This is a genomic window from Streptomyces sp. WG5, assembly GCF_049974565.1.
Classification (GTDB): Bacteria; Actinomycetota; Actinomycetes; order Streptomycetales; family Streptomycetaceae; genus Streptomyces.
Genome location: NZ_JBNGGC010000016.1, coordinates 167,852 through 191,809, shown reverse-complemented (window position 1 = coordinate 191,809; position 23,958 = coordinate 167,852). Strand labels below are relative to the sequence as shown.

Genomic DNA, 23,958 nt, shown 5'->3' with positions numbered 1-23,958 from the left:
GGAATCTGCGGGAGACGGTGGAGTTCGGGAAGGCGACGGAGACGCTGTTGGGGGAGGGTTTCCGGTTCTTCGTCGAGTGCAGTCCGCATGGGGTGTTGTCGGTTGCGGTGGGGGAGTCGGTGGAGGCCGCGGGGGTGGAGGCCGCGGTGCTGGGGACGTTGCGGCGTGGGGAGGGCGGGCCGGAGCAGGTGCTGCGGGCGGTGGGCCGTGCGTGGGAGCGGGGGCTGGGGGTGGACTGGTCGGGGGCGTTCCCGGGGGCGCGGCGGGTCGAGTTGCCGACGTACGCCTTCCAGCGCAGCCGCTACTGGCCCGAGCCGGCGCCCACCACGGCGGCCGATGTGGGCTCGGCCGGGCTCGACCCCGCCGACCACCCCGTCCTCGGAGCGGCCACCGAGCTGGCCGACACGGGTGAACTGCTGCTCAGCGGCCGGTTGTCGCTGCGTACCCACCCCTGGCTCGCCGACCACGCCGTGGCCGGTACGGTCCTGCTGCCCGGCGCGGCCTTCGCGGAACTCGCCGTACGCGCCGCGGACGAGGCCGGATGCCACACGGTGGAGGAACTGACCCTCCAGTCGCCGCTGTTGGTACCCGCCGACACCGCCGTCCGCCTGCAAGTACGGGTCGGCGCGGCGGACGCGCACGGCAGCCGCTCCCTGGACCTGTTCTCCTGCCGTGAGGACGCGACGACCCCGCACTGGACCGCGCACGCGACCGGCGTACTGACCGCCGACGCCACGACCCGCAAGCCGCCGCCCGCACCGGACGACCCCGGCTCCTGGCCCCCGCCCGGCGCCGTCCCGGTCCCCGTCGACGACCTGTACGAGCGGTTCCACGCTTCCGGCTACGGCTACGGAACCACTTTCCGCGGGCTCACCCGCGCCTGGCGCCGAGGCGACGAGATCTTCACCGAGGTGCACCTGCCCGAGGACCAGCACCGGTCCGCCTCCGCCTTCGGCGTGCACCCCGCCCTCCTGGACGCCGCACTCCAGGGACTGTTCCTCCGCGCCCGGCCGGAAACCGGACCGGGCCCGGACCGGCCGTCCGCCGGACTGCCGTTCTCCTGGAGCGGAGTCAGGCTGCACGCCACCGCGGCCACCGCGCTCAGGGTACGGCTCGGCTTCCGGCCGGACGGATCGGTGGCGATCGACGCGACCGACCCGAACGGCCTCCCGGTCGCGTCGGTCGAGGCGCTCGCCGTCCGCCCGATCGATCTCGACGCCCTCCGCCCGGGCGCCGGCGGCCCGGAATCCCTCTACCGGCTCCAGTGGTCGGCGGCGCCCGACACCGCACCCGTCCGCCCCCTCGGACAGTGGGCCGTCCTCGGCGGCCGGCCATTCTTCCCGGACAGCCATCCGGACCTGGCCGCGCTCGGTGCCGCGCTGGACGCGGGAGCGCCGCGGCCCGCCGCGGTGCTCGCCTGGTGCGACCACACCCCGCGCCTTCTGTCCCCGCCCGACGCCGCCTCCGTGCACACCGCACTGGACGACGCCCTGCGGCTGGTCCAGGACTGGCTGGCCGACCCGCGCTGGGACGACGGCACCCGGCTCGTACTGGTCACCCGGGGCGCGGTCTCCACGGCGGCCGGTGAGGAGGTCACCGACCTCACCGGCGCCGCGGTCCGCGGCCTCGTCCGCTCCGCCCAGTCCGAGCACCCGGACCGCTTCCTGCTGATCGACACCGACGACCCGGCCGCCGTGACCGGCCTGCTGCCCCGGGCACTGGCCGGAACGGAACCCCAACTGGCGATCCGCGCCGGACAACTCCTCGCCGCCCGCCTCACCCGGGCCACCGTCACCACGGACCCGAACCCGGAGGCGAACCCCAGCACGGACCCGAACCCGAGCACGAACGCGCTCGCGGGCCCGGACGCGGCCCCGGCCCCGGACACACCGTCCGGCATCGCCGCACCCGGCGGAACCGTCCTCGTCACCGGGGCCGGCGGCGTGCTCGGCGGCCTGGTGGCCCAGCACCTCGTGACCGCGCACGGCGTGCGGAACCTGCTGCTCGTCGGCAGGCGCGGCGCGGACGCGCCGGGTCTGGCCGACCTCGCCGCCGAACTGCGCGGCCACGGCGCCCGGGTGGACGTGGAGGCGTGCGACGTCGCCGACCGGGACGCGCTCGCCGCCCTGCTCGACGGCATCCCCGCCGGCCGTCCGCTGAGCGCGGTCGTCCACGCGGCCGGCGTCCTGGACGACGGGACGGTCGAGTCGCTGACCCCGGCGCGGATGCGCCACGTACTGCGGCCCAAGGTCGACGCGGCTCTCCACCTGCACGCCCTCACCCGTGATCTGCCCCTGTCGGCCTTCGTCCTGTTCTCCTCCGCGTCCGCCACGGTCGGCAACGCCGGTCAGGGCAACTACGCGGCCGCCAACGCCTTCCTCGACGCGCTCGCCCAGCACCGCCGGGCCCTGAAACTGCCCGCCCAGTCACTCGCCTGGGGCCTGTGGGAACGCCGCAGCAGCATGACCGGGACACTGACCGCCGCTGACCTGCGGCGCATGTCCCGGGGAGGGACTGCGGCCATCGGCAGCGAAGAAGGGCTGGCGCTGTTCGACGCGGCCCTCACCCTGGACGAACCGCTGCTCGTGCCGGTCAGGATCGACCTCGGCCGGCTCCGGGCGGCGGCCCGGACCGCACCCGTCCCGGCCCTGCTCTCCGCCCTGGTCCCCGGCACCGTACGCCGCCCCGCCTCCGGGGCGGACGCCGCCGAAGCCGACTCACTGCGCCGCCGGCTGACCGGCCTCACTCCGGAGGAACGCGTCGCCACCCTGCTCGACCTGGTACGGAGCCGGGGCGCCGACATCCTCGGTCACAGCGGAGCCGGGACCATCGACCCGGACCAGCCGTTCAAGGACCTCGGCTTCGACTCGCTCACCTCCGTCGAACTCCGCAACCGGCTCAGCGCCGCCACCGGCCGCCGGCTGCCCGCGACCCTGGTCTTCGACCACCCCACCCCGGCCGCCCTCGCCGCCTACCTCAGCAGGCGCCTGGTACCCGACGGGCCGGACGGATCCGCCGCCGCAGGGCAGCGCGCCGGAACGCCGGAGCGGTCGGACCGGTCGGACCGCGAGATCAGCTCCCTGCTCGCCACGATCGCCCCCGCCGCTCTGCGCCGGGCCGGTCTCCTCGACGCGCTCCTGGACCTCGCCGACCGGCCGGAGGCACCGGCTGCCGCCGCCGACGGCATCGAGGACATGGCCCTCGACGAGCTCGTCCGGATGGCGCTGGGAGGCGAACGTGACTGACCGACAGCCGCAGAAGGAGAAGCCGAACCCCATGCCCACCGACACGGAACAGGTGGTCGCCGCCCTGCGTGCCTCGCTGCTGGAGAACCAGCGCCTGCGGCAGGAGAACCGACGGCTCCGCGACGACTCCGCCGAGCCCGTCGCCATCGTGGCGATGAGCTGCCGCTACCCCGGCGGTGTGCGCACCCCGGAAGACCTGTGGGAACTGCTGGTCAAGGAACGCGACGCGGTCTCGCCGTTCCCCACCGACCGCGGCTGGGACATCGAGGGCGGCTTCGACGCGGACCCCGACGCCCCGGGCACGTTCTACGTCCGGGAAGGCGGCTTCCTCCACGACGCGACCGGCTTCGACCCCGGCTTCTTCGGTATCTCCCCGCGCGAGGCCCTGGCCATGGACCCGCAGCAGCGGCTGCTGCTCGAAGCGTCCTGGGAGGCGGTGGAACGCGCGGGCATCGATCCGACGACTCTGCGCGGCAGCCGCACCGGCGTCTACACCGGAGTGATCTGCGGCGAGTACGCGTCCCGGCTCGGCCGCGTGCCCGACGAGGTGGAGGGCTTCCTCGGCACCGGCAGCATCCCGAGCGTCGCCTCGGGCCGGATCGCCTACACCCTGGGGCTGGAAGGCCCGGCGGTCACCCTGGACACCGCCTGCTCGTCCTCCCTGGTCGCCGTCCACCTCGCCTGCCAAGGGCTGCGCTCCGGCGACACCACCCTCGCCCTGGCCGGCGGAGTGACCGTGATGTCCACCCCCGGGCTGTACGTCGGATTCAGCCGTCAGCGCGGCCTGGCCCCCGACGGACGCAGCAAGTCCTTCTCCTCCACGGCGGACGGAGCCGGGTTCGGGGAGGGCCTGGGCCTGCTCCTGCTGGAACGGCTCTCGGACGCCCAGCGCGCGGGGCATCCCGTCCTGGCCGTCATCCGGGGCTCGGCCGTCAACCAGGACGGCGCCAGCAACGGGCTGACCGCCCCGAACGGGCCCGCGCAGCAGCGCGTGATCACCCAGGCCCTCGCCCGTGCCGGACTCGCCCCGTCGGAGGTGGACATGGTGGAGGCGCACGGCACCGGCACCGTGCTCGGCGACCCCATCGAGGCCCAGGCGCTGCTGGCCACGTACGGCCAGGACCGGCCCGCCGACCGCCCGCTGCGGCTGGGATCGCTGAAGGCCAACCTGTCCCACACCCAGGCCGCCGCGGGCGTCGGCGGGGTGATCAAGTCGGTGCTGGCGATCCAGCACGGCGCGATGCCGCGCACCCTGCACGTCGACCGCCCCTCGCCCCGCGTCGACTGGACCGAGGGAGCCGTCTCCCTGCTCACCGAGGCCGCCCGCTGGCCGGAGACGGGACGGCCGCGCCGGGCCGGGGTGTCCTCCTTCGGCGCCAGCGGGACCAACGCCCACGTCATCCTCGAACAGGCCCCCGCCGCACCGACCGGGGCGATGACCGCCACCGACAAGCCGGTCGACCGGCCCGCCACGCCGGAACCGCTGCCCGCTGCCGTCCCCTGGATACTGTCGGCGCGCACTCCGGACGCGCTGCGTGCCCAGGCGGCGGCGCTGCACGAGCGGGTGGTGGCGGAACCGGGTCTGAGCGTGGTGGACGTGGGCCATTCCCTCGCGGTGGGGCGTACGCGGTTCGCGGAGCGTGCCGTAGTGGTGGGTGCGGACCGGGGCGAGCTGCTGGCCGGTGTCGCCGCCCTGTCGCGGGGCACCGGCTCGGCGGACGTGGTGGCCGGCGGGGGGCGGCTCCCGGGCCGTTCGGTGCTCGTGTTCCCGGGCCACGGCTCGCAGTGGGTGGGTATGGCGGCGGGGCTGCTGGGTGAGTCGGAGGTCTTCGCGGACCGGATGGCGCGGTGCGGGCGGGCCCTGGCGCCCTACGTCGACTGGTCGTTGGCGAAGGCGCTGGGCTCGGAGCGGCTGCTGGCGCGGGTCGACGTGGTGCAGCCGGTGCTCTGGGCCGTGATGGTGTCGCTGGCGGAGGTGTGGCGCACGTTCGGCGTCGTTCCGGACGCCGTGGTCGGCCACTCCCAGGGCGAGATCGCGGCCGCCTGCGTGGCGGGTGGTCTGAGCCTCGACGACGGGGCCCGCGTGGTCGCGTTGCGCTCCCGTGCGGTGGGGGCGCTGGCGGGCCGTGGCGGCATGGCATCGGTCCCGTTGCCGGTGGACGTGGTGCGGGAGCGCACCGCCCCGTGGACGGGCCGGCTGTCGGTGGCGGCGGTCAACGGCCCGTCGTCGACGGTGGTGTCGGGCGACGCGGACGCGGTCACGGCACTGGTGGAGGAACTCCTGGAGGAAGGGGTGTGGGCGAGCCGTATCGAGGTCGACTACGCCTCGCACTCCTCGCACGTGACGGAGATCCGCGAGCGCCTGCTGTCCGACCTGGACGGCATCACTCCCCTCCCGGGTACGGTGCCGTACTACTCCAGCGTGACCGGCGGCCCGCTGGACACGAAGGCCCTGGACGCCGAGTACTGGTACCGCAACCTCCGGCAGACGGTCGAGTTCGAGCGGGCGACCCGCTCGCTCCTCGCGGCCGGGCACCGCGTCTTCATCGAGTCCAGCCCCCAGCCCGCCCTGATGTACGGGATCGAGGACACGGCCGCCGACGCGGGCGCCCCGGAGACGCTGGTGCTCGACACCCTGCGGCGCGGCGCCGGAGGGCTCCGCCGGCTTCAGATCGCCCTCGCCGAGGCGCACGTCCGGGGCCTGCGCGTCGACTGGGAGCGGCTGTTCGCGGGAACCGGCGCCCAGCGGGTGGACCTGCCCACCTACGCCTTCCAGCGACGCCGCTACTGGCTCGACGCCCTGCCGGCCGACCGGGACCCGGCGGCCACCGGCCAGTGTGCCGTGGACCACCCGCTGCTCGGCGCCGAGGTCGAACTGCCCGACGGCGCGGGCACCCTCTTCACCGGCCGGATCTCTCCGGCCACCCATCCCTGGCTCGCCGACCACGCCGTGGCCGGAGCCGTGATCGTGCCGGGCGCGGCCCTCGTGGAGCTGGCCGCGTACGCGGGCCGCCGCCTCGGCTGCGCCCTCGTCGAGGAACTGACCCTCGCCGCGCCGCTGCTGCTGCCCGGCGACGCCGCCGACGACCACGCCGTACAACTGCGCGTACGGGTGGGCGCCGAGGACGGCACAGGGCTGCGCCCGGTGGAGTTCCACTCCCGGCCCGAGACGGCCCCCGGCGCCGCCGCCCCGCCCTGGACCCGGCACGCGACCGGCACGGTCGGCCCCCAGGACCCCTCGGCCGACAGGAACGACACAGCCGCCGAACCGGCCGGCGCGTGGCCCCCGCCCGACGCCGCCCCCCTGGACGTGGACGAACTGTACGGGCTGCTCGAAGCCCGGGGCGTCGCCTACGGCCCGGCGTTCCGGGGCCTGCGCGCGGCCTGGCGCACCCCGGACGCGATCCACGCCGAAGTGGCCCTGCCCGACGACCTGCCCGGCACCGGGGCGGACGGTTTCGCCGTGCACCCGGCCCTCCTGGACGCAGCCCTCCAGACGGCCGGTCTGCGCGAGAGCGCCGGGACCGAGGAGCCCGCCGACGGCGTCCCCCTGCCGTTCTCCTGGCAGCGCGTCGCGATCCGGACCTCCGACGCGCCGGTCCTGCGCGTCCGGCTGCGCCCCGACGGCCCCGACACCGTCGCCGCGCGGATCACCGACCCCTCGGGGCGTACCGTGGCGACGGTCGGCTCACTCACCCTGCGTACGGCGTCCACCGCCGCACTGCGGGCTTCCTCCGGCTCCGTCTTCCACGTCGGCTGGACGCCGGTCACCGCCGGGCCCGGTCCCCGCCCGGTCATCCGCTGGGCTCTCCTCGGCCTGCGGGACGAGCGGCTGCTGCCGGCGGGCTTTGCCGCCGAACCCCCGTCCGCGACACCCGACGCGATACTGCTGACCTGCCCCCCGTCCACCGGCACCGGGACCGCGCCCGGTGTGGCAGGGGACGCCCCCGCCGGGGAGGCGGACCCCGAGGCGGTGCACACGGTCGTGTCCGGGGTCCTGGACCGCCTCCAGGACCACTTGGCCGACGACAGCACCGCCGGTACGCCCTTGGTGGTCCTCACCCGGGGGGCGACCGGCCCGCTCGGCGCACGGCCCGCGGACCTCGGCGCGGCGGCGGTCTGGGGCATGCTCAGGGCCGCCCAGCTCGAACACCCCGACCGGTTCGTGCTGCTGGACACCGAAGGGCCGGACCCGCGGGGGCTCGGCGACGCGCTCGCCGACCTCCTCGCCACGGGCGAACCACAGGCGGCCCTGCGCGGCGGCGTCCTGTACGCGCCCCGACTCGTTCGGCCGCCGGCCACCACGGTCCCCGCCCCTGCGGAGGCGACCCGGCCGGACGGACCGTTCGGGCCGTCCGAGGGGACCGTACTGCTGAGCGGCGGCGGCGCTCTCGCGGCCGTCCTGGCCCGCCATCTGGTCGCCGCGCACGGGGTACGCCACCTCCTCGTGCTGAGCCGCCGCGGCGCCGACGCCCCGGGCCTGCCCGAGCTGACGGCGGAGCTGGCCGAGACCGGAGCGGAACTGACCGCCGTACGGTGTGACGTGTCCGACCGTCAGGCACTGGCCGCCGCGCTTGCGGCCGTCCCCGAACGTCATCCGCTGTGCGCCGTGGTCCACACCGCCGGCGTGCTCGACGACGGTCTGCTGGACGGGCTGACGGGGGAGCGGACGACCACCGTCCTGCGGCCCAAGCTCGACGCCGCCCACCACCTCGACCGGCTGACGCGCGGGGCGGACCTCTCGGCGTTCGTCGTCTTCTCCTCCGCCGCGGGCGTGCTGGGCAGCCCCGGACAGGCGTCCTACTCGGCCGCCAACGCCGCGCTCGACGCCCTCGTCGCGGAACGCCGACGGCTCGGTCTCCCCGGCCTGTCCCTGGCCTGGGGGCCCTGGGAGCGGGCCGGCGGGATGACGGCGGAACTCGGCGGCGCCGAACGGCGGCGCATCGACCGGCGCGGCGCCCGCGCCCTCGCGGACGAGGAGGCCATGGCCCTGCTGGACACGGTGTGCGCCGTGGACGCCGCCCCGCCGGGAGACGGGAGCCCCGTCGTCCTGGCCCACCTCGACCTCACCGTGCGCGGCGACGGCCCGGTGCACCCGATGCTGCGCTCCCTGGTCCGGCGCGGCCCGACCGCGACGACCGGGGCGAAGGGGACCCCGACCGCCGCCACAGCGCTGCGGCACCGGCTCGACACCGCCGCCGACGCACAGGAACGCGAGCTGGTCCTGCGCGAACTCGTCCTCACCCAGGCCGCGGAAGTCCTCGGCCACACCGACTCCGGGGCGCTGTCCGCGACGGTGCCCTTCCTCTCCGTCGGATTCGACTCGCTGACCGCGGTCGAGCTCCGCAACAGGCTGGCCGCCGTCACCGGACTGCGGTTGCGGCCCTCCGCCGTCTTCGACAGCGCCACCCCCGCCGCGCTCGCGGCACGCCTCGCCACCGAGGCCCTGCCGGAAGACACCCCCCGGCCCGAAACGGCACCCGCACCCGGCGCCGCCGCGTCCAGGACCGATACCGACGCCGATGACCCGGTGAGCGTGCTGTTCCGCCGCGCCTGCGCACTCGGCCGGATCGACGAGGGCATCGCCCTGCTCAAGAACGCCTCCGCACTCCGCCCGGCCTTCCACAGCGGCAGCGACCTCGCGGCCGCCGGCACCGGCCCGCGGCTGCTGCTCCTGAACGAGCGCGCCGACGCCCCCGTACTCGTCTGCTTCGGCTCCGTCGTCGCCCTCGGCGGCGCCCACCAGTACGCCCGCTTCGCCTCCCGCTTCCGGGACCGCTACGCCGTCGCTGCCCTGGACGCCCCCGGGTTCACCCCCGAGGAGGAACTGCCCGCCGACATGGCGGCCCTGCTGGACTTCCAGGCGACGACCCTGCTCCGGGAACTGCCCGGACGGACGCTCGTCCTGGCCGGCTCCTCCTCCGGCGGCACGCTCGCCCACGGAGTGGCCGCCGCGCTGGAACAGCGCGGCGGGGGCCCGGCGGCCGTGGTGCTGCTGGACACCTACCTCTCCGACAACCAGGGCATCACCCAGTTCAACGACGTCCTGCTGGGCGGCATGTTCGCCCGCGAGGACCGGGCGGCCCCGATGGACGGAACCCGGCTGACCGCGATGGGCGGCTACTTCCGTCTGCTCGACGACTGGAACCCACCGGCGGTCCGCGCCCCGCTGCTGCTGGTCCGCGCCTCCACCCCGCTCGGCCGTCCCTCCGCCGAAGCCGGTGACTGGCGCTCGGCCTGGGCCGGTGCCGACACCGTCGTCGACGTTCCCGGAAACCACTTCTCGATCATGGAAGAGCACGTCGCGACCACCGGCGACGCCGTTGCCGACTGGCTCGGCACCACCCTCCGCACCCCCGACCACCCGTGAAGACGAAGGAGAACCCGTTGACCGCGGCCCCGTACGACGACCCGCCCCCGCGCCCCGCCCTCACCGTGCTGGGAGCCGGGGTGATGGGCGTCGGCATCACCGTCCTCGCCCTCGGACACGGACTGCCGGTCCACCTGGTCGACATCGACCGGGAACGGCTCGACCGAGCCGCGGACCTGATCGACGGCGAACTCCGGCTGGCCGAGCTGATGGGCGCCCTGCCCGCCGGAACGCCCCTCGGCGCCCTGGCCACCGGCACCTCGCTCAAAGCCGCCGCCCAAGCCACCGCCGTCATCGAAGCGGTCACCGAGGACGCCGTGATCAAGGCCGCCGTACTGTCCGAGGTCTCCGGACTGGTCCGGCCCGGAACCCTGCTGATCACCAACACCTCGTCCATCCCCGTCGACGAACTGGCCGGGGCCCTGGAACGGCCGGAGGAACTGGTCGGCACCCACTTCATGAACCCGCCCTACCTGATCAAGACCGCCGAAGTGGTCCGCGGTGCCAGGACCGGGGACCCCGCGATGGCCGCCGTGGCGGCCCTGCTCACGGCGGTGCGGCGACGGGCGGTGGTGGTCCGGGACGCACCCGGCTTCGTCACCAGCCGCGTCCTGCACCCGATGATCAACGACGCGGCCCGGGTCGTGGAGGAGGGGACGGCTTCCGCCGAGGACGTCGACGCCCTGATGCAGGGCTGCCTGGGACACCCCACCGGCCCGCTGCGCACCGCGGACCTGATCGGCATCGACAACCTCGTCGACTCCCTCACCGTGCTCCACGAACGCACCGGCGACGACGGCTGCCGTCCCACCGGGCTGCTGCTCCGGCTGGTCCGCGAGGGCCGGCTGGGCCGCAAGTCCGGGCGCGGCTTCTACGACTACACCTGATCACCCCGACGAGGAGACGGCCATGACCGCAGCGAACACGCCCGACACCCACGACCTGGAGAAGGAACTGCTGGAGTTCCTGGAAGAACGCACCAAAACCGCCTGGGACGCCGACACCGACCTGTTCGACGTCGGCGGCCTGTCGTCCCTGTTCGCCATGCAGATGGTGGTGCACCTGGAGAAGACCTACGCCATCGCCGTCCGCGGCGCGGACCTGCGGCTGGACAACTTCCGCACCGTACGGCGGATGGCGGAGCTGGTGGACCGGCTCCGGGTGCCCGCCGCCGGAGGCCGGCATGGGTGAGGACCTGAGCGGTGCCCTCACCTCCGTCACCCTGCGGGTCGGCGACCTGGCGGAGGAGTGGGACCGGACCGGCCTCATCCCGCTGGACCTGCTCCGCGACCTGAGCGCCGAGGGCCGGCTGTGCGCCGAAGTCCCGGAGCAGTACGGCGGCTGGGGGCTCAGCAGCGTGCGCAGCGGCGCCTACACCGCCCACGTGGGCGGCCTGTGCAGCTCGCTGCGGAGCGTGATGACCTCCCAGGGCATGGCGGCGTGGACCATCCAGCGCCTGGGCACCGCCGAGCAGTCGGCCGCCCACCTCCCCCGGCTGACCGGTGGCGCACTGGCGGCGGTCGGCTTCAGCGAGCCCGGTGCCGGCAGCGACCTCGCGGCGATGACGACGACCGTCCGCCGCGACGGCGACACGGTCGTCGTCGACGGACACAAGAAGTGGGTGACCGCCGCCCACTACGCCGACCTGCTGGTCGTCGTCGGCCGCTACGAGGACGGCGCGGTGGCCGTCGTGGTGCCCACCGACACGCCCGGCGTCAGGATCGAGCGGATCGCCGACCCGCTCGGCTGCCGCGCGGCCGGACACGCGGACGTCCACCTCGACGGGGTGCGGCTGCCGGCCGAGAGCGTCCTGGGCGGTCACGGGCTGCCGACCGCCCTGCTGGTGACGACCGCGCTGGCCTACGGGCGGATGTCCGTCGCCTGGGGGTGCGTGGGCATCCTGCGGGCCTGTCTGGCGGCGGCCACCGCGCACGCCGCCGGACGGGAGCAGTTCGGCAGACCACTCGCGGACCACCAGCTCGTCGCCGGGCACATCGCCGACCTCTACACGGCCGAGCAGGTGGCCACGAGGGTCTGCGAGCACGCCGGCCGCTGCTGGGACGAAGGGGCCCCGGACCAGGTGGTGGCGACCGTACTGGCCAAGCACGTCAGCGCGACCCAGGCCGCCCGAGGCGCGGCGACGGCCGTCCAGGTACTGGCCTCGGCCGGGTCCCGGGACGGGCACACGGTGGCCCGGGCGTACCGGGACGCCAAGCTGATGGAGATCATCGAGGGCAGCAACGAACTGTGCCGGCTGATGCTGGCCCAGCACGCCCTCTCCGCTCCGGGGGCACCGTGAGCGGGCCCGCGTCCGACGAGACGAGGAAGGACGAGATGGCCGAGACCGTCAAGTGCCTGGTCTGGGACCTGGACGACACCCTCTGGCAGGGCACCCTCCTGGAGGACGGCGAGGTGCACCTGCCGGACGAGGTGCGCAAGGTGGTGATCGAGCTCGACTCCCGCGGCATCCTCCAGTCCATAGCCAGCCGCAACGACCACGAGCACGCTTGGGCCCGGCTGGAGACGTTCGGCGTGGCCGAGTACTTCGTCCTGCCGGAGATCGGGTGGGGCGCCAAGTCCGAATCGGTGCGCCGGATCGCCGACCGGCTGAACTTCGCACTCACGACCATCGCCTTCGTCGACGACCGGCCCGCCGAACGGGCCGAAGTGGCCTTCCACCTGCCCGACGTACGGTGCTACCCGGCCGAGCAGGTCCTCGCCCTCCCCGACCTCGCCGAGTTCACCCCCGCGATCAGCACCGTCGACTCCCGGCGGCGCCGCCGGATGTACCAGGCGGGCTTCCGCCGCGAGGCCGAGCGGGCGGCCGCCCCCGGCCCCGACGAGGAGTTCCTGCGCTCCCTGGACCTGCGCATGCGTATCGGCCGGGCCACCGGTGAGGAGCTGTCCCGGGTCGAGGAACTCACCCTGCGCACCAGCCAGATGAACGCGACCGGGGTCCACTACCCGGACGCGGTGCTGCGCGGCCTGATCACCGACCCCCGTCACGAGGTCCTGGTGGTCACCCTCACCGACCGGTTCGGCCCGCACGGCGCGGTCGGCGTCCTGCTGCTGGAGCGGCACCCGGGCCTGTGGCACCTCAAACTGCTCGCCACCTCCTGCCGGGTCGTCGCCTACGGCGCCGGCGCGACCCTGCTGAACTGGCTGGCCGACGCCGCCGCCCGGTCCGGAGTCCACCTGGTGGCGGACTTCCGGGCGACCGAACGCAACCGGATGATGGAGATCGCCTACCGGTTCGCCGGCTTCGAGGGCCTGGACGAAGCCCCGTGCCCGTGCGCCGCCGTCCTCGCACCGGCTCGGGAGGACACCGGACTCGAGCGCCTGCACCTGGTCCCCGGCCCGCGCGTGGTGTCCACCGTCATGAGCGTGGACGCACCCGACCTGAGCATGCCGGAAGGGGGCCCGGGAACGTCGTGACCGCCGCGGCGGGCCGGCGCCCCCTGGGCTCCGGCCCACCGCCCTCAGCGCTTGCGGACGAGGGTGATCCCGTCGGCCATCACCAGCAGCGACAGCTCCACCCGGGGGTCCTCGTGCAGCATCCGGTTCAGAGCCCGGACCCCGGTGGTCTCCGGGTCGACGGCGGCCGGGTCGGCGACCCGGCCGAAGAACAGGGTGTTGTCGACCACGATCAGGCCCCCGGCGCGCAGCAGCGCCAGCGATGTCTCGTAGTAGCGGACGTAGTTGGCCTTGTCCGCGTCGATGAACACCAGGTCGAAGCTCTCCGGCCCGCGCTCCGCCAGCAGCGCGTCCAGGGTCGCGGCGGCATCGCCGATCCGCAGGTCGATCCGCGAGTCGACCCCGTCCCGCGCCCAGAAGTCGGCGCCGATGGCCGGCCACCGGTCGTCGATGTCGCAGGACACCAGCAGACCGTCGGCCGGGAGCGCGCGGGCCATGCACAGGGTGCTGTAGCCGGTGAAGGTGCCGATCTCCAGCACCGCCCGCGCCCCCGTCAACCCGACCAGCAGGGCCAGCAGCTGGCCCTCCTCCGCCATCACCTGCAGGGCGGTCCCGCCCGGCAGGTCCGCGGTGGTCTCCCGCAGCTCCCTGAGGAGGTCGTCGTCACGGAGGGAGACCTCCCGGACGTAGGCGAGCAGGTCGTGGGTGGCTGCTGTCTGGTCGGCCATGGCGCGGGCGTCCTCTCGAAGGGGATCAGGTCGAAGGGGATCAGGGCGAAAAGGATCGGAGTGAGGGGGACAGGGCCGCCGGGTGCCCGTCCTGGACCGCCGGGACGGTCACCCGGCGCGCATGAACGGGTGATCGTGCTGCCGTACGGCGACCGTCTGCGCCCGCTCGCGGGCGTACGCCCGGAGCAGCGCGTCCAGCCGGTACAGGCCCCCCGTCGGCGCACCCAGCAGGTTCGCCTCGACCAGGGAGTCCAGGGCCTCCTCGGCCTGCGCCTCGGTGCAGCCGAACATCACCGCGACCTTGCTGCTGGAGACCGACCACGCACCGCCCGCCCCCAGCGCGGCCAACACCTCGGCGGGGTCGATCCCGGCCGGCGACGTCCGCCGGATCCCGGCGACCTCGGCGTCGAGGCAGGGCCGGACACCGACATCGCCCGCGCACAGTTCGTCCAGGGGGCGCGGGGCCTCCGTGAGCCGCCGAGCCAGGTGCCCGATGCTCCAGTGCGGGCGCTCCAGCAGCCGGGTCCCCGCGATCCGGATCGCCAGCGGCAGGCCCGCGCAGACCGTCACCACCGTACGGGCCGCCCGCGGTTCTCCATCGACCCTGGCCGGGCCGACGATGCTGCCCAGCAGCTCCAGCGAACCGGCCTCGTCCAACGGGCCGAGCTGAAGGGTGCGCGCCCCCTCCAGATCGGCCAGCCACCGCCGGCTGGTCACCAGCAGCCTGCTGCCCCCGCTGCCCGGTATCAGCGGCCGCACCTGCGCGGCGCTGGAGGCGTTGTCGAGTACGACCAGGAGACGTCGGCCCGCGGTGAGCGAGCGGTAGAGGCTCTCCCGCTCCGACTCCTCCCCGGGGATCTCGTCCCGGGGCACACCGAGGTCCGCCAGAAACCGCGGCAGCACCGCCCGGGCGGTCAGCGGCCGTTCCGCACCGCCGAGATCCGCATAGAGCTGGCCGTGTACCGAGGAACCGCGCATGGTGTGCGCCGCGTGCAGGGCGAGGGCGCTCTTGCCGACCCCGCCCCGGCCGGTCACCACCGCCGTCGCCACCGTGCCCGCGGGCATCGTGCCGGTCGTGAGGAGGTGCTGCAGCCGCGCCAGCGCGTCGGAGCGGGCCGACAGCGGTCGCGGCACCGAGGGAAGCTGCGCCGGATCGGGCCAGCAGGACCTTTCCCGGGCAGCGGCCGGCGCCGGCGCGACGACTGCCTCCGGGGCCGCCGCGGGCTGCTCCAGCGGGTCGGGCGTACGGGGCCAGTGGTGGGCCGAGAGGATGTGCCGGTGGACCTCGCGCAGAGCGGCGCTCGGCTCGGCCCCGAGCTGTTCGACGAGCAGCACCCGGGTGCGCCGGTAGAGGTCCAGGGCCTCCGACTGCCGTCCCGAGCGGAACAGCGCCAGCATCAGCTTGCCCACCAGGGCCTCCCGTAAGGGATGCTTCCGCACCAGCCGTACCAGCTCCGGCACGATCTCGGCGTGCCGCAGCAGCGCCAGCTCCGCGTCGAACCGCAGCTCCATGGTCTGGAGGCGGAGCTCCTGGAGGTAGCGGCCCTCCACATCACGCAGCGTCCGCGACGGGATGTCCGTCAGCGGCTCCTCGCGCCACAGGGCGAGTGCCTCGGCCAGCTCGGCGGAGGAGCCCTCCAGGTCTCCGCGTTCGGCCAGCTCCGCCGCGCGCCGGCGGTGGGCGGTGAACTGCCCGAGGTCGCTCTCGTGCTCGCCGAGTTCGAGGAGGTAACCGGGTGCCCGGGTGAGGATGCGGGCGGAGGCGTGCTCACCCAGCGACTGCCGCAGGCGCATCACGTAGGTGCGGACGGTCGCGGCGGCACTCGGCGGCGGGGCGCCGTCCCAGACGTACTCGGTGATCCGGTCGACCGAGATCACCCGGTTGGCGTTGAGGAGGAGCGCTGCCATGACCACGCGCTGTCTCGGCGCCGACACGTGCACCTCACGCGCGTTCAACCGGACGGAAAGTGGGCCCAGCAAGAGGAAGTTCAAGGGGGGAGTCCTCTTCATCGTACGACCGGTGGGCAAGACTGCTTCCAGCGTCTTAGGTGACCGAGTAAGGGGTCAACGCGCTCCTGTCGTATTTAGATATATTCCTAGAGCGAGGGCCTTGCGCTCATGCCGGGTTTACGCTGCACGGCACCCTCACGGCGGTCAGGACCAGGCCGTCCACCACGGCCCAGCGGCCGGTGAACCGCTGCTGCCGCACCGCCCTCGGCCTGGTGACCCGGCCGGGGAACGGCTCACGCGGCAGCGGCTCCCCTGCCCACCGCTGCCACGCGCGCGCGGACGTGCCGAGGGACACCTCATCGCAGGCGGCCTCCGCCAGGGCCGGCACCGTCCCGCGTCCGCCACTCCGGGTGGCCGGAAGCCGCAGCCCTACAGGAGGAACAGCGGGGCCACCGTCACAGGTCCGCCCGGCCCCGTCCGGACCGGATACGGGCCCTCGGACGTGATGACGCCCACGCGTCGGCGGAGGTCGCTGACGCCGGACAGCCCTGCCGTGAGGTGCCCGCGCCTCCTCGGCCGCATTCGTGCTGCGCGGTCCGGCCGGACCGTTGCCGCGGAGTCGGAGCCAAGCAAATCCCACAGGATTGATTCTGCACCGCAAGGTTCTCGCCATTTATCGAAGAAACAGGCGGAATTGAACGCGGGGGCGAGTCGCCGGATACGCTGAGATGCGTACTTGCTGACATTCCAAGGGGCGTGGCAGGCTGTCATATGCGGTGCCCGTGACTCGCCGATCACCGTCGCTCGGCGCTCTCCGCATTAGCGCGTACTGGCCGACCCACCGGTGCGGAGGACGTCCCGCGTGATCGCCAAGCGCCGCTCGCCGGCCTCGCGCGGATAATTTCGAGAAAGGAATAAGAGGCCGACATGACCTCGCTCTCTTTAGGCAGCGACCTGTGGTGCCGTCGCTTCCATCCCTCGCCGACGGCCACGCGCCGACTGGTCTGCTTTCCGCACGCCGGCGGCTCGGCGAGTTTCTACTTCCCGGTATCCGCCGCGCTGTGCGGACCGGTCGACGTCCTGGCCGTGCAGTACCCCGGCAGGCAGGACCGCCGGGAGGAACCCGGCGTCCAGGACCTGCACCGCATGGCCGACGAAGTGTCCGAAGCGCTGCGCCGCTGGGACGACCTCCCCCTGACTCTCTTCGGACACAGCATGGGCGCGCTCGTCGCCTTCGAGGTGGCCCGGCGGATCGAGCGCGCGGGCGGCCGGATCGACCACCTCTTCGTCTCCGGCCGCAAGGGTCCGTCCGCGGACCGGCCCGGGCCCTCCCACCCACTCGACGACGAGGGCATCGTGGCAGAGGTCAGGGCCATGAGCGGCACCGACGCCCGGCTCCTGGAGGACGAGGAACTGCTGCGGATGGTGCTGCCCGCGCTGCGCGGCGACTATCGGGCCCTGGGGGCCTACCTGGCCGACCGCGACGCCGCGGTCACCTGCCCGGTCACCGCCGTGGTGGGGGACCAGGACCCCTGGACACCGGTTCCCGAGGCCGCGCACTGGCGCGACCGCACGACGGCCGCGTTCGACCTCAAGGTCTTCCCCGGCGGGCACTTCTACCTCAGCAGCCGGGCGAACGAGGTGACCGGCATGCTCCGTGACCACCTCGCCGGCACGCTGCGCACCTGAGAGACCACGGACGACAGAGAAGGGGGACCGGGGAGTGACACCGTCAGCGACCTCTGAGGAGACCAAGCCCGCGCCGCGGCCGCCGAGGTCCGGGCCCGCCGGCGACGCCCGTCCGCCGGGCGGGGGCCCGTCCGCCCGCAAGGGAGTCCCGCGGCTGACCGCCGTGGACGTCCGCATCCTGGAAGGTGTCGCGGTCGGCACCCCGACCGTTCGGCTGGCGGCATCGCTCTATCTGAGCCGACAGGGCATCGAGTACCGCATCGGGCTGATGATGCGCCATTTCCAGGCCGCGAACCGGGCCGCTCTGATTTCCCGGGCGCACTCTCTCGGTGTGCTGAGCGTCGGGGCATGGCCGCCCCGCGTCCTCCCGGAATTCCTTGAACCCTAGAGGGCGGGGCACTGTTCCCCGATCCCTCTCCGCGGGATTCCTCCCGGATGGAGGGCCGAAAAGGTACCTTCCGAAGGTGGGAAACGAACTCCGCCGGTATGCTGCCGGACATTTTCCCAGAGCTGGACATCGTATCGATATCGCGCCACGCGACAGGTTTTCGACGGTCCGGCCGAACGCCGGGTCATGCGGCATTGTGCTGTCATGCGCATTTCCGCTGTACTGCACCTGGGCCGCACCACAGCCCTCTCCTTTCACATCAACCCACAGGAGCTGTCATGAGTCTGGGATACCTGTTCGGCGGTGGCGTCGGGACCGAACCGCAGGGCCTGGAGATCTACCGCACCTACGAGGTCGTGCAGAGCTGGTACGAACAAGTTTCCGCGTGGACCGGGCTGACGGTCGGACAGATCCTGGAGGAAGACCTCCCGACCGACCAGGAGGAGCGCCAGAGCGTCGGCACTGTCCGCGAAGCCGCTCTGGCGATCGGCATACACGACGTACTCGCCTCGTTCGGCATGCGCCCCGCGGCCATCGGCGGCCTCAGCCTCGGCGCGATGACCGCCAGCTGTCTCGCCGGAGCGCTGGGGCGACGGGAACTGTTCGAGATGCTGGCCGGCTCCCGCGACGTCCCGGAACCGCCCGCCGAAGACCCGCGGCAGGGGATAGCCATCGCCTTCGGCTCCCTCGCCGACGGTGCCCCCTCCCACCCGGGCGAGAACGTCCCCGGCATCTACCTGGCGGGCGACTTCGGCCCCACAGCCGACGGCACCCAGCGCATCATGATGCTCGCCGGCCACACCGAAGCACTCGGCGCGCTCGCCGCCGACGCCCCACCGGGAACGGTCGTGCCGCTCCCCGGACGCACCATCGCCGTCCACACCCCGCTGCGCCGGCCCTACCGCGACTTCATGGCCCCGCGCATCGACGCGATGCCCTTCACCGACCCCGAACTCCCGCTGCTGTCCTGCCTGGAGCCCAAGGTCCTGCGCACCGCGGCCGACGTCAGGGACCTCTTCCAGCGCAACTCCACGAGCCCGATCAGCCTGGTCGACGTCTACGGCGGGATGAAGGAGCAGGGCGTACGGCTCGGGCTGGTGATGGGCCCCTCCATCCCCGAGGGCATCCTCGCGTTCCCCTTCCCGGTGGTGCACGTCGAGCAGCCCGAGCACATCGAGCAGGCCCTGACCACCGCCTACGACCTCGGCATCGACCTCTCCGGCGCCCCGGCCCTGTCGTGACCGCCGCCACCCGCGCCGACCCGGACGCCCAGATCGCGCGATGGCTGGACACCGACCTCGACGAGTGGACCCGCACCGTGGTCCGGCGGCACTTCGACCCGGTGTCCGGGAGCCCCTACTGGCTGGAGCAGGCCCCCCGTCTGGGCTTCGACCCCCGCGACATCACCCGCTACGACCAGCTCGGAGCCTTCGGCCCGTTCCCGCTCGACCGGCTGCGCGACGAGGACCCCGCGGACCTCGTCCCGCTGTCGGTGCCCAGGCCACTGGCTGGACGGGTCTGGGACAGCGGAGGCACCACCGGCACCCCCTGCCGGGCGTTCTACACCCCTGACATGCTGCGGCACCGGGCGATCTGGCGTCGCTGGTCCTTCGTACGGGAAGGATTCGCGCCGAGCCGCACCTGGCTGCAGGCCACCCCCACCGGACCGCACCTGATCGGGAACGGCGTCCGGGAGGTGTCCGAACTCCACGCCGGCCAGGTGTACGCCGTGGACATGGATCCCCGGTGGGTCAAACGCCTCATCCGGGCGGGACGCATGGCCGAGGTCAGCGACTACACCACCCACCTGCTGGAGCAGATCACCGACGTCCTCAGGCAGGGCCGGGTCCACTACCTCAACACCACCCCGGCCCTCCTCCAGGCCCTCTGCCGGCACCGGCCCGAACTGGTCGCGGCCCTGGACGGCGTACGTCTGAGCGGCACCCAGATCAGCGCCGACATGTACCGGACCTTCACCGCCGCCCTGCAGGGCGGGATCTGCGGACTGACCTACGGCAACACCTTCGGCAACGCGGCCTGCCTGGACATCGAGCAGGACGGCGAGCTGATCAGCTACGTCCCGAACTATCCGCAGGTCACCATGGCGGTGGTCGACAAGAGCGACTTCTCGGCCCCGGTCGCCCCGGGCACGGTCGGCCAGGTACGGCTCACCGTCCTCCACGAGGACCTCTTCCTCCCCAACATCCTGGAACGCGACCAGGCCCTCCGCCATCCGACCGACCACTGGCCCACCGACGGCGTCGCCAACATCCGCCCCCTCCAGACCACCAACTCGTCCCCCGAGGGCCTCTACTGAACCGTCGCCCCGAGGCGACGACAGGTTGCCGGGGGGCATCCGACCCGGGCTGTCGCCGGCTGCTGCCCGGGGCGGAGGTCCCCTGCGGACCTCATCCGGCCGTCCCGTCCGGGGGCGCGGGCGCCTGGCGCAGGTAGCGGCCGGTGATGCTGGCGGGGTCGGCCGAGACCTGTGCGGCAGTGCCGGTGGCGACGATCCGGCCGCCTGCCGCTCCTCCGCCGGGGCCGAGGTCGACGAGGTAGTCGGCGTTGGTGATCATGTCGAGGTCGTGTTCGATGATCACGACGGTTGCGCCGTTGTCGATGAGGCGTTGCAGGACCCGCAGGAGGACCTGGACGTCGAGAGGGTGCAGTCCGATGGAGGGTTCGTCGAGGACGAAGAGGCTGTCGTGCTGCTTCCGGTCGATGTCGGAGGCGAGCTTGAGGCGTTGGGCTTCGCCGCCGGACAGGGCCGTGGTGGACTCGCCGAGGGTGAGGTAGCCCAGGCCGAGGTCGGCGAGGAGCTGCAGGCGGATGCGGATCTTCTTCAGGTCGCCGAGGGCGGCGATGGCTTCCTCCACGGTGAGCGCGAGCGCCTGGGGCAGGCTCAGCGCGTCGCCGTCGGTGGTGCCGTCGGCGCGTTCGCGGACGATGCCGTGTGCTTCGGGGGCGTACCGCGATCCCTGGCATTGCGGGCAGAGGACGTCGACGTCGGGCAGGAACTGCACGTCGAGTGAGATCTGGCCGGTTCCGTCGCATTCGGGGCAGCGCAGCTTGCCGGTGTTGTAGGAGAAGTCGCCGGGCTTGTAACCCTGTTCCTTGGCCGCGGGGAGGGCGGCGTAGACGCGTCCCTGCCGCTCGGTCGATGGAGAGGCCGTCGACCAGCGTGGACCGGGCCCGGTCGTTCAGCCGCGTCCCCTTGCACGCCGGGCAGGTCCGTGTGGTGAGGAACCGCTCGAGACGCCCCAGGCCCTTCTCCGTGTCGGCCTTCTTCAGCGATTCCGCCACGGCCCTGCGAGCGTTGCGGTACGTCAGATTGACGTCGAAGACCTTGCCGTTCTTCGAGCGGAACGGGATCAGCCGCTCCTCGGCCGGGCCGTTGTGGACGATGTCGCGCTCTTCGTCGGTCAGCTCGGAGAAGGGCACGTCGCCGCGTACCCCGAGGGCCTCGGCGACCTGGGCGTTCCCCATGAGCCCGAACGAGGCCCAGGAGGCGACCGCGCCGTCCCGGATCGACTTGCTCTCGTCGGGGACGAGGGCGGAGTCGTCGATCTCGCGGACGAATCCGGTCCCCTGGCAGTTGGCGCAGGCGCCGGCGCTGTTGAAGGCGAAGTCCTCGGCCTCGGGCGGATCGAACACGACGCCGCACTCGGGGCAGGTCGGCTGGGCCCCGGTGGCGGCCTTCAGGGTGGGCGTCCGGCGGTGTCCGTCCGGGCACAGGTGCGAGCCGAGCCGCGAATAGACGAGCCGCAGGCCGTTCAGCAGCTCGGTCGAGGTCCCGAACGTCGACCGGACGCCCGCGACCCCCGGCCGCTGGCGCAGTGCCAAGGCGGCGGGCACGTGCTCGACGGCATCCACCGCGGGGCGGGCAGCCCGACTCATCCGACGGCGGGTGTAGCTGGACAGGGCCTCCAGATAGCGGCTGGATCCCTCCGCGTACAGCACACCGAGGGCCAGGGAGGACTTCCCCGATCCGGAGACGCCCGCGATCGACACCAGCTGATTCAGGGGCACCGAGACGTCGATGTTCTTGAGGTTGTGCACACGCGCACCGCGCACCTCGATCGTCTCGGGCGCCGTGGGACGGCTGTGGTTCATGAGGTCGTGTCCTTGTCGGCGGCATCAGTGCAGGCAGGCGAGCCGCGCGGTGATCGGAGCGCCAGGCATGCCGGTTCAGGAAGGGGGCGATGGACCGCCGGTCACGCCTCGTCGTCCGGAGCGGGTCCCTCGAGGCCCACCAGTACGGCCTCGAGCTGCGAGCGGACGACCTGAGCAGTGAGGGGAACCGTCTCCACCCCGTCCTGCAACAGCCACCCGTCGATCAGGGCAACCACGGTCCGAGCGGACTGGGGCGACATGTTCACCGCCAAGGCGGCACGCCACCGGTCGTGCCACTCACTGGCGAGGGCGGCGACATCCGGATGGGTGTGTCCGTAGACGACCATTTCGTAGCTCAGCTGCTGGTAGAACGAGCTGACACGGTTCTCCCCGGCGACGACCGACGTGATCCGGTCGATGAGCTGAGACCTCGTCATCGGCTGGGACAGCTCGGCCAGCGGCACCACTCGCGTCGTCGACAGGTGACGGAACATCTCCACGACCAGCCTCTCCGCCGTGGGGAAGTAGTACGTCACCGAACCCAGTGGCACACCGGCCCTGGCCGCCACGCGCCGATGATTCACCCGGCGCGTCCCCTCCTCCGCGGCCACCTCGAGCGCGGCATCCAAGATCCGCAGGGGCCGCCCGGGATCGTTGGGCACCCGGCGTGTACTCACTGGCACCAGCCTCCTCCACTGCGCACAATTGTACACACTTGGGTGTGCGCGTACGCGGCGAACTCCGTCGGGCGGACCGGTCGCATGTTCGGCGGGGACGGCGCGCGATGCTCTCCGTCAGGGCGCGCGTTCGGGTCGAGGAGTCGCGGCTCACACGTCCGAGAGCTCGGGTTCCGTCGCGTGTACGGGCCGGTGCGCGACGGTCTCGTGGCGCCGCGAACGGCGGTCCAGCCGGCCCGACAGCACCGCGAAGCCCAGACCGACCAGTGCCAGCAGCACGCCGACCCAGCTCGGCGCCACCATCCCGAACCCGGCCGCGATCACCGCGCCGCCGAGGTAGGCGCCCAGCGAGTTGGCGATGTTGAAGGCCGAATGGATGCTCGCCGACCCCATGGCCGGGGCGTCCTCGGCCTGGTCCAGGATGCGCGCCTGGATGCTCGGGATCGCGGTGAACGCGGTCGCGCCGATCAGGAAGACCATGACCGAGGCCATGACCGGGTTCTGCGCGGTCAGCGCGAACACCGCCAGCGACACCGCCAGTGCGGAGATGCCCGCGTACAGCGTCTTCAGCGGCGAGCGGTCGGCCAGCCGGCCGCCGAGCGCGGTTCCCGCGGTCATGCCGACGCCGAAGACGGCCAGCAGCGGGGTGACGGCAGTGGCGCTGAAGCCGGTCACGTCGGTGAGCACGGGCTTGATGTAGCTGAAGAAGGAGAAGATCGCGGCGAAGCCGAACGCGACGACGCCGAAGGACAGCCACACCTGGGGGCGCCGGAAGGCCCCCAGCTCACCGCGCACGCTGACCCCGGTGGGCTTGGGCTGCCGGGGCACCAGGGCCGCCACAGCCGCGAGCGCGATCACGCCGATCACGGCGACCACGGCGAACGCCCAGCGCCAGCCGAAGGCGGCGCCGATCTGGGTGCCGACGGGCACGCCGACGATATTGGCGATGGTCAGGCCCAGGAACACCGTCGCGATGGCTCGCCCGCGGCGCTCGGCGGGGACCAGGCCGGCCGCCACCACCGTGCCCATGCCGTAGAACGCGCCGTGCGGCAGGCCGGTGACGAACCGGGCCGCCAGCAGCGACTCGTGACTCACCGCGAACACGGAGAACAGGTTGCCGACGACGAACAGGGCCAGCAAGGAGAGCAGCGTCGTCTTCCGGCGGGCCCTCAGTCCGAGCAGGGTCAGCACCGGTGCGCCGATGACGACGCCGAGCGCGTACAGCGAGATGTATCCGCCGGCGGCGGGGATCGACACGTGCAGGTCGGCGGCCACTTCGGGCAGCAGACCCATCATCACGAACTCGGCTGTCCCGATTCCGAACGAGGCGATGGCCAGGGCCAACAGGGCGATGGGCACGGAAATCTCCCAGGGGTGGGTCGGT

The 23,958-nt window shown here is 73.2% G+C and carries 15 protein-coding genes and 2 pseudogenes; 10 read left to right on the top strand and 7 right to left on the bottom strand.

Translation table 11 applies throughout. The annotated features are described in order from the left end of the window. The 6 genes from ACP4IX_RS19285 to ACP4IX_RS19260 form a co-directional block, all read left to right on the top strand. On the top strand, window positions 1-3,245 hold a 3,245-nt coding region (locus ACP4IX_RS19285), incomplete at its 5' end, for a type I polyketide synthase (protein WP_426556202.1). Between the two features lie 31 nt (window positions 3,246-3,276). After that, the gene (locus tag ACP4IX_RS19280) at window positions 3,277-9,615 is read left to right on the top strand and encodes a type I polyketide synthase (protein WP_426556205.1); all 6,339 of its coding nucleotides are present in this window, start codon (window positions 3,277-3,279) and stop codon (window positions 9,613-9,615) included. A 17-nt stretch (window positions 9,616-9,632) separates the two neighbouring features. Further along, window positions 9,633-10,502 carry a 3-hydroxyacyl-CoA dehydrogenase family protein gene (locus ACP4IX_RS19275; protein ID WP_426521745.1) on the top strand — a complete coding sequence of 290 codons (870 nt, stop codon included), beginning with the start codon at window positions 9,633-9,635 and terminating at the stop codon, window positions 10,500-10,502. 22 nt (window positions 10,503-10,524) lie between these two features. Then, on the top strand, window positions 10,525-10,806 hold the full coding sequence (locus ACP4IX_RS19270; RefSeq protein WP_426521744.1) for an acyl carrier protein: 282 nt from the start codon (window positions 10,525-10,527) through the stop codon (window positions 10,804-10,806). Next, window positions 10,799-11,914 carry an acyl-CoA dehydrogenase family protein gene (locus ACP4IX_RS19265; protein WP_426521743.1) on the top strand — a complete coding sequence of 372 codons (1,116 nt, stop codon included), beginning with the start codon at window positions 10,799-10,801 and terminating at the stop codon, window positions 11,912-11,914. The genes ACP4IX_RS19270 and ACP4IX_RS19265 overlap by 8 nt, the downstream gene beginning before the upstream one ends. A 35-nt stretch (window positions 11,915-11,949) precedes the next feature. Further along, window positions 11,950-13,050 (top strand): HAD-IIIC family phosphatase, encoded by a 1,101-nt coding sequence (locus ACP4IX_RS19260; protein WP_426521742.1) that lies wholly within the window; start codon window positions 11,950-11,952, stop codon window positions 13,048-13,050. A gap of 44 nt (window positions 13,051-13,094) precedes the next feature. On the opposite strand, the gene ACP4IX_RS19255 is transcribed toward ACP4IX_RS19260, so the two are convergent. The 3 genes and pseudogenes from ACP4IX_RS19255 to ACP4IX_RS19245 all read right to left on the bottom strand — a co-directional run. Next, window positions 13,095-13,757: a class I SAM-dependent methyltransferase gene (locus ACP4IX_RS19255; RefSeq protein ID WP_426521741.1), complete on the bottom strand. Its 663-nt coding sequence runs from the start codon at window positions 13,755-13,757 to the stop codon at window positions 13,095-13,097. 108 nt (window positions 13,758-13,865) lie between these two features. Continuing rightward, window positions 13,866-15,767 carry a BTAD domain-containing putative transcriptional regulator gene (locus ACP4IX_RS19250; RefSeq protein ID WP_426521740.1) on the bottom strand — a complete coding sequence of 634 codons (1,902 nt, stop codon included), beginning with the start codon at window positions 15,765-15,767 and terminating at the stop codon, window positions 13,866-13,868. Between the two features lie 372 nt (window positions 15,768-16,139). Beyond that, a pseudogene (locus tag ACP4IX_RS19245) lies at window positions 16,140-16,235 on the bottom strand (metallophosphoesterase); the annotation flags it as partial. A gap of 399 nt (window positions 16,236-16,634) precedes the next feature. Between ACP4IX_RS19245 and ACP4IX_RS19240 the strand changes: the two are divergent. The 4 genes from ACP4IX_RS19240 to ACP4IX_RS19225 all read left to right on the top strand — a co-directional run bounded on the left by ACP4IX_RS19240 (window position 16,635) and on the right by ACP4IX_RS19225 (window position 20,101). Further along, window positions 16,635-17,396, top strand: coding sequence for a thioesterase II family protein (locus ACP4IX_RS19240; RefSeq protein WP_426521739.1), 762 nt, complete (start codon window positions 16,635-16,637; stop codon window positions 17,394-17,396). A gap of 163 nt (window positions 17,397-17,559) precedes the next feature. Continuing rightward, window positions 17,560-17,784 carry a LuxR family transcriptional regulator gene (locus ACP4IX_RS19235; protein ID WP_426521738.1) on the top strand — a complete coding sequence of 75 codons (225 nt, stop codon included), beginning with the start codon at window positions 17,560-17,562 and terminating at the stop codon, window positions 17,782-17,784. Window positions 17,785-18,062: 278 nt separating this feature from the next. Next, window positions 18,063-19,025 carry an ACP S-malonyltransferase gene (locus ACP4IX_RS19230; protein WP_426521737.1) on the top strand — a complete coding sequence of 321 codons (963 nt, stop codon included), beginning with the start codon at window positions 18,063-18,065 and terminating at the stop codon, window positions 19,023-19,025. After that, window positions 19,022-20,101 carry an arylcarboxylate reductase gene (locus ACP4IX_RS19225; protein WP_426521736.1) on the top strand — a complete coding sequence of 360 codons (1,080 nt, stop codon included), beginning with the start codon at window positions 19,022-19,024 and terminating at the stop codon, window positions 20,099-20,101. Before ACP4IX_RS19230 ends, ACP4IX_RS19225 begins: the two co-directional genes overlap by 4 nt. 91 nt (window positions 20,102-20,192) lie before the next feature. Here the strand turns inward: ACP4IX_RS19225 and ACP4IX_RS19220 are convergent, their stop codons facing one another. The 4 genes and pseudogenes from ACP4IX_RS19220 to ACP4IX_RS19205 form a co-directional block, all read right to left on the bottom strand. Beyond that, window positions 20,193-20,807 carry a hypothetical protein gene (locus ACP4IX_RS19220; protein ID WP_426556201.1) on the bottom strand — a complete coding sequence of 205 codons (615 nt, stop codon included), beginning with the start codon at window positions 20,805-20,807 and terminating at the stop codon, window positions 20,193-20,195. 301 nt (window positions 20,808-21,108) lie between these two features. Continuing rightward, window positions 21,109-21,681: pseudogene (locus tag ACP4IX_RS19215) on the bottom strand (excinuclease ABC subunit UvrA); the annotation flags it as partial. A gap of 317 nt (window positions 21,682-21,998) precedes the next feature. Further along, window positions 21,999-22,559 (bottom strand): TetR/AcrR family transcriptional regulator, encoded by a 561-nt coding sequence (locus ACP4IX_RS19210; RefSeq protein ID WP_426521754.1) that lies wholly within the window; start codon window positions 22,557-22,559, stop codon window positions 21,999-22,001. Between the two features lie 165 nt (window positions 22,560-22,724). Continuing rightward, window positions 22,725-23,933 (bottom strand): MFS transporter, encoded by a 1,209-nt coding sequence (locus ACP4IX_RS19205; protein WP_426521734.1) that lies wholly within the window; start codon window positions 23,931-23,933, stop codon window positions 22,725-22,727. Between the last annotated feature and the right edge of the window lie 25 nt (window positions 23,934-23,958).

Bases quoted from the DNA above. Each gene is read 5' to 3' on its own strand.
- ACP4IX_RS19280 (WP_426556205.1), top strand. From the start codon at position 3,277: ATGCCCACCGACACGGAACAGGTGGTCGCCGCCCTGCGTGCCTCGCTG.
- ACP4IX_RS19270 (WP_426521744.1), top strand. From the start codon at position 10,525: ATGACCGCAGCGAACACGCCCGACACCCACGACCTGGAGAAGGAACTG.
- ACP4IX_RS19265 (WP_426521743.1), top strand. From the start codon at position 10,799: ATGGGTGAGGACCTGAGCGGTGCCCTCACCTCCGTCACCCTGCGGGTC.
- ACP4IX_RS19260 (WP_426521742.1), top strand. From the start codon at position 11,950: ATGGCCGAGACCGTCAAGTGCCTGGTCTGGGACCTGGACGACACCCTC.
- ACP4IX_RS19255 (WP_426521741.1), bottom strand. From the start codon at position 13,757: ATGGCCGACCAGACAGCAGCCACCCACGACCTGCTCGCCTACGTCCGG.
- ACP4IX_RS19250 (WP_426521740.1), bottom strand. From the start codon at position 15,767: ATGAAGAGGACTCCCCCCTTGAACTTCCTCTTGCTGGGCCCACTTTCC.
- ACP4IX_RS19240 (WP_426521739.1), top strand. From the start codon at position 16,635: ATGACCTCGCTCTCTTTAGGCAGCGACCTGTGGTGCCGTCGCTTCCAT.
- ACP4IX_RS19230 (WP_426521737.1), top strand. From the start codon at position 18,063: ATGAGTCTGGGATACCTGTTCGGCGGTGGCGTCGGGACCGAACCGCAG.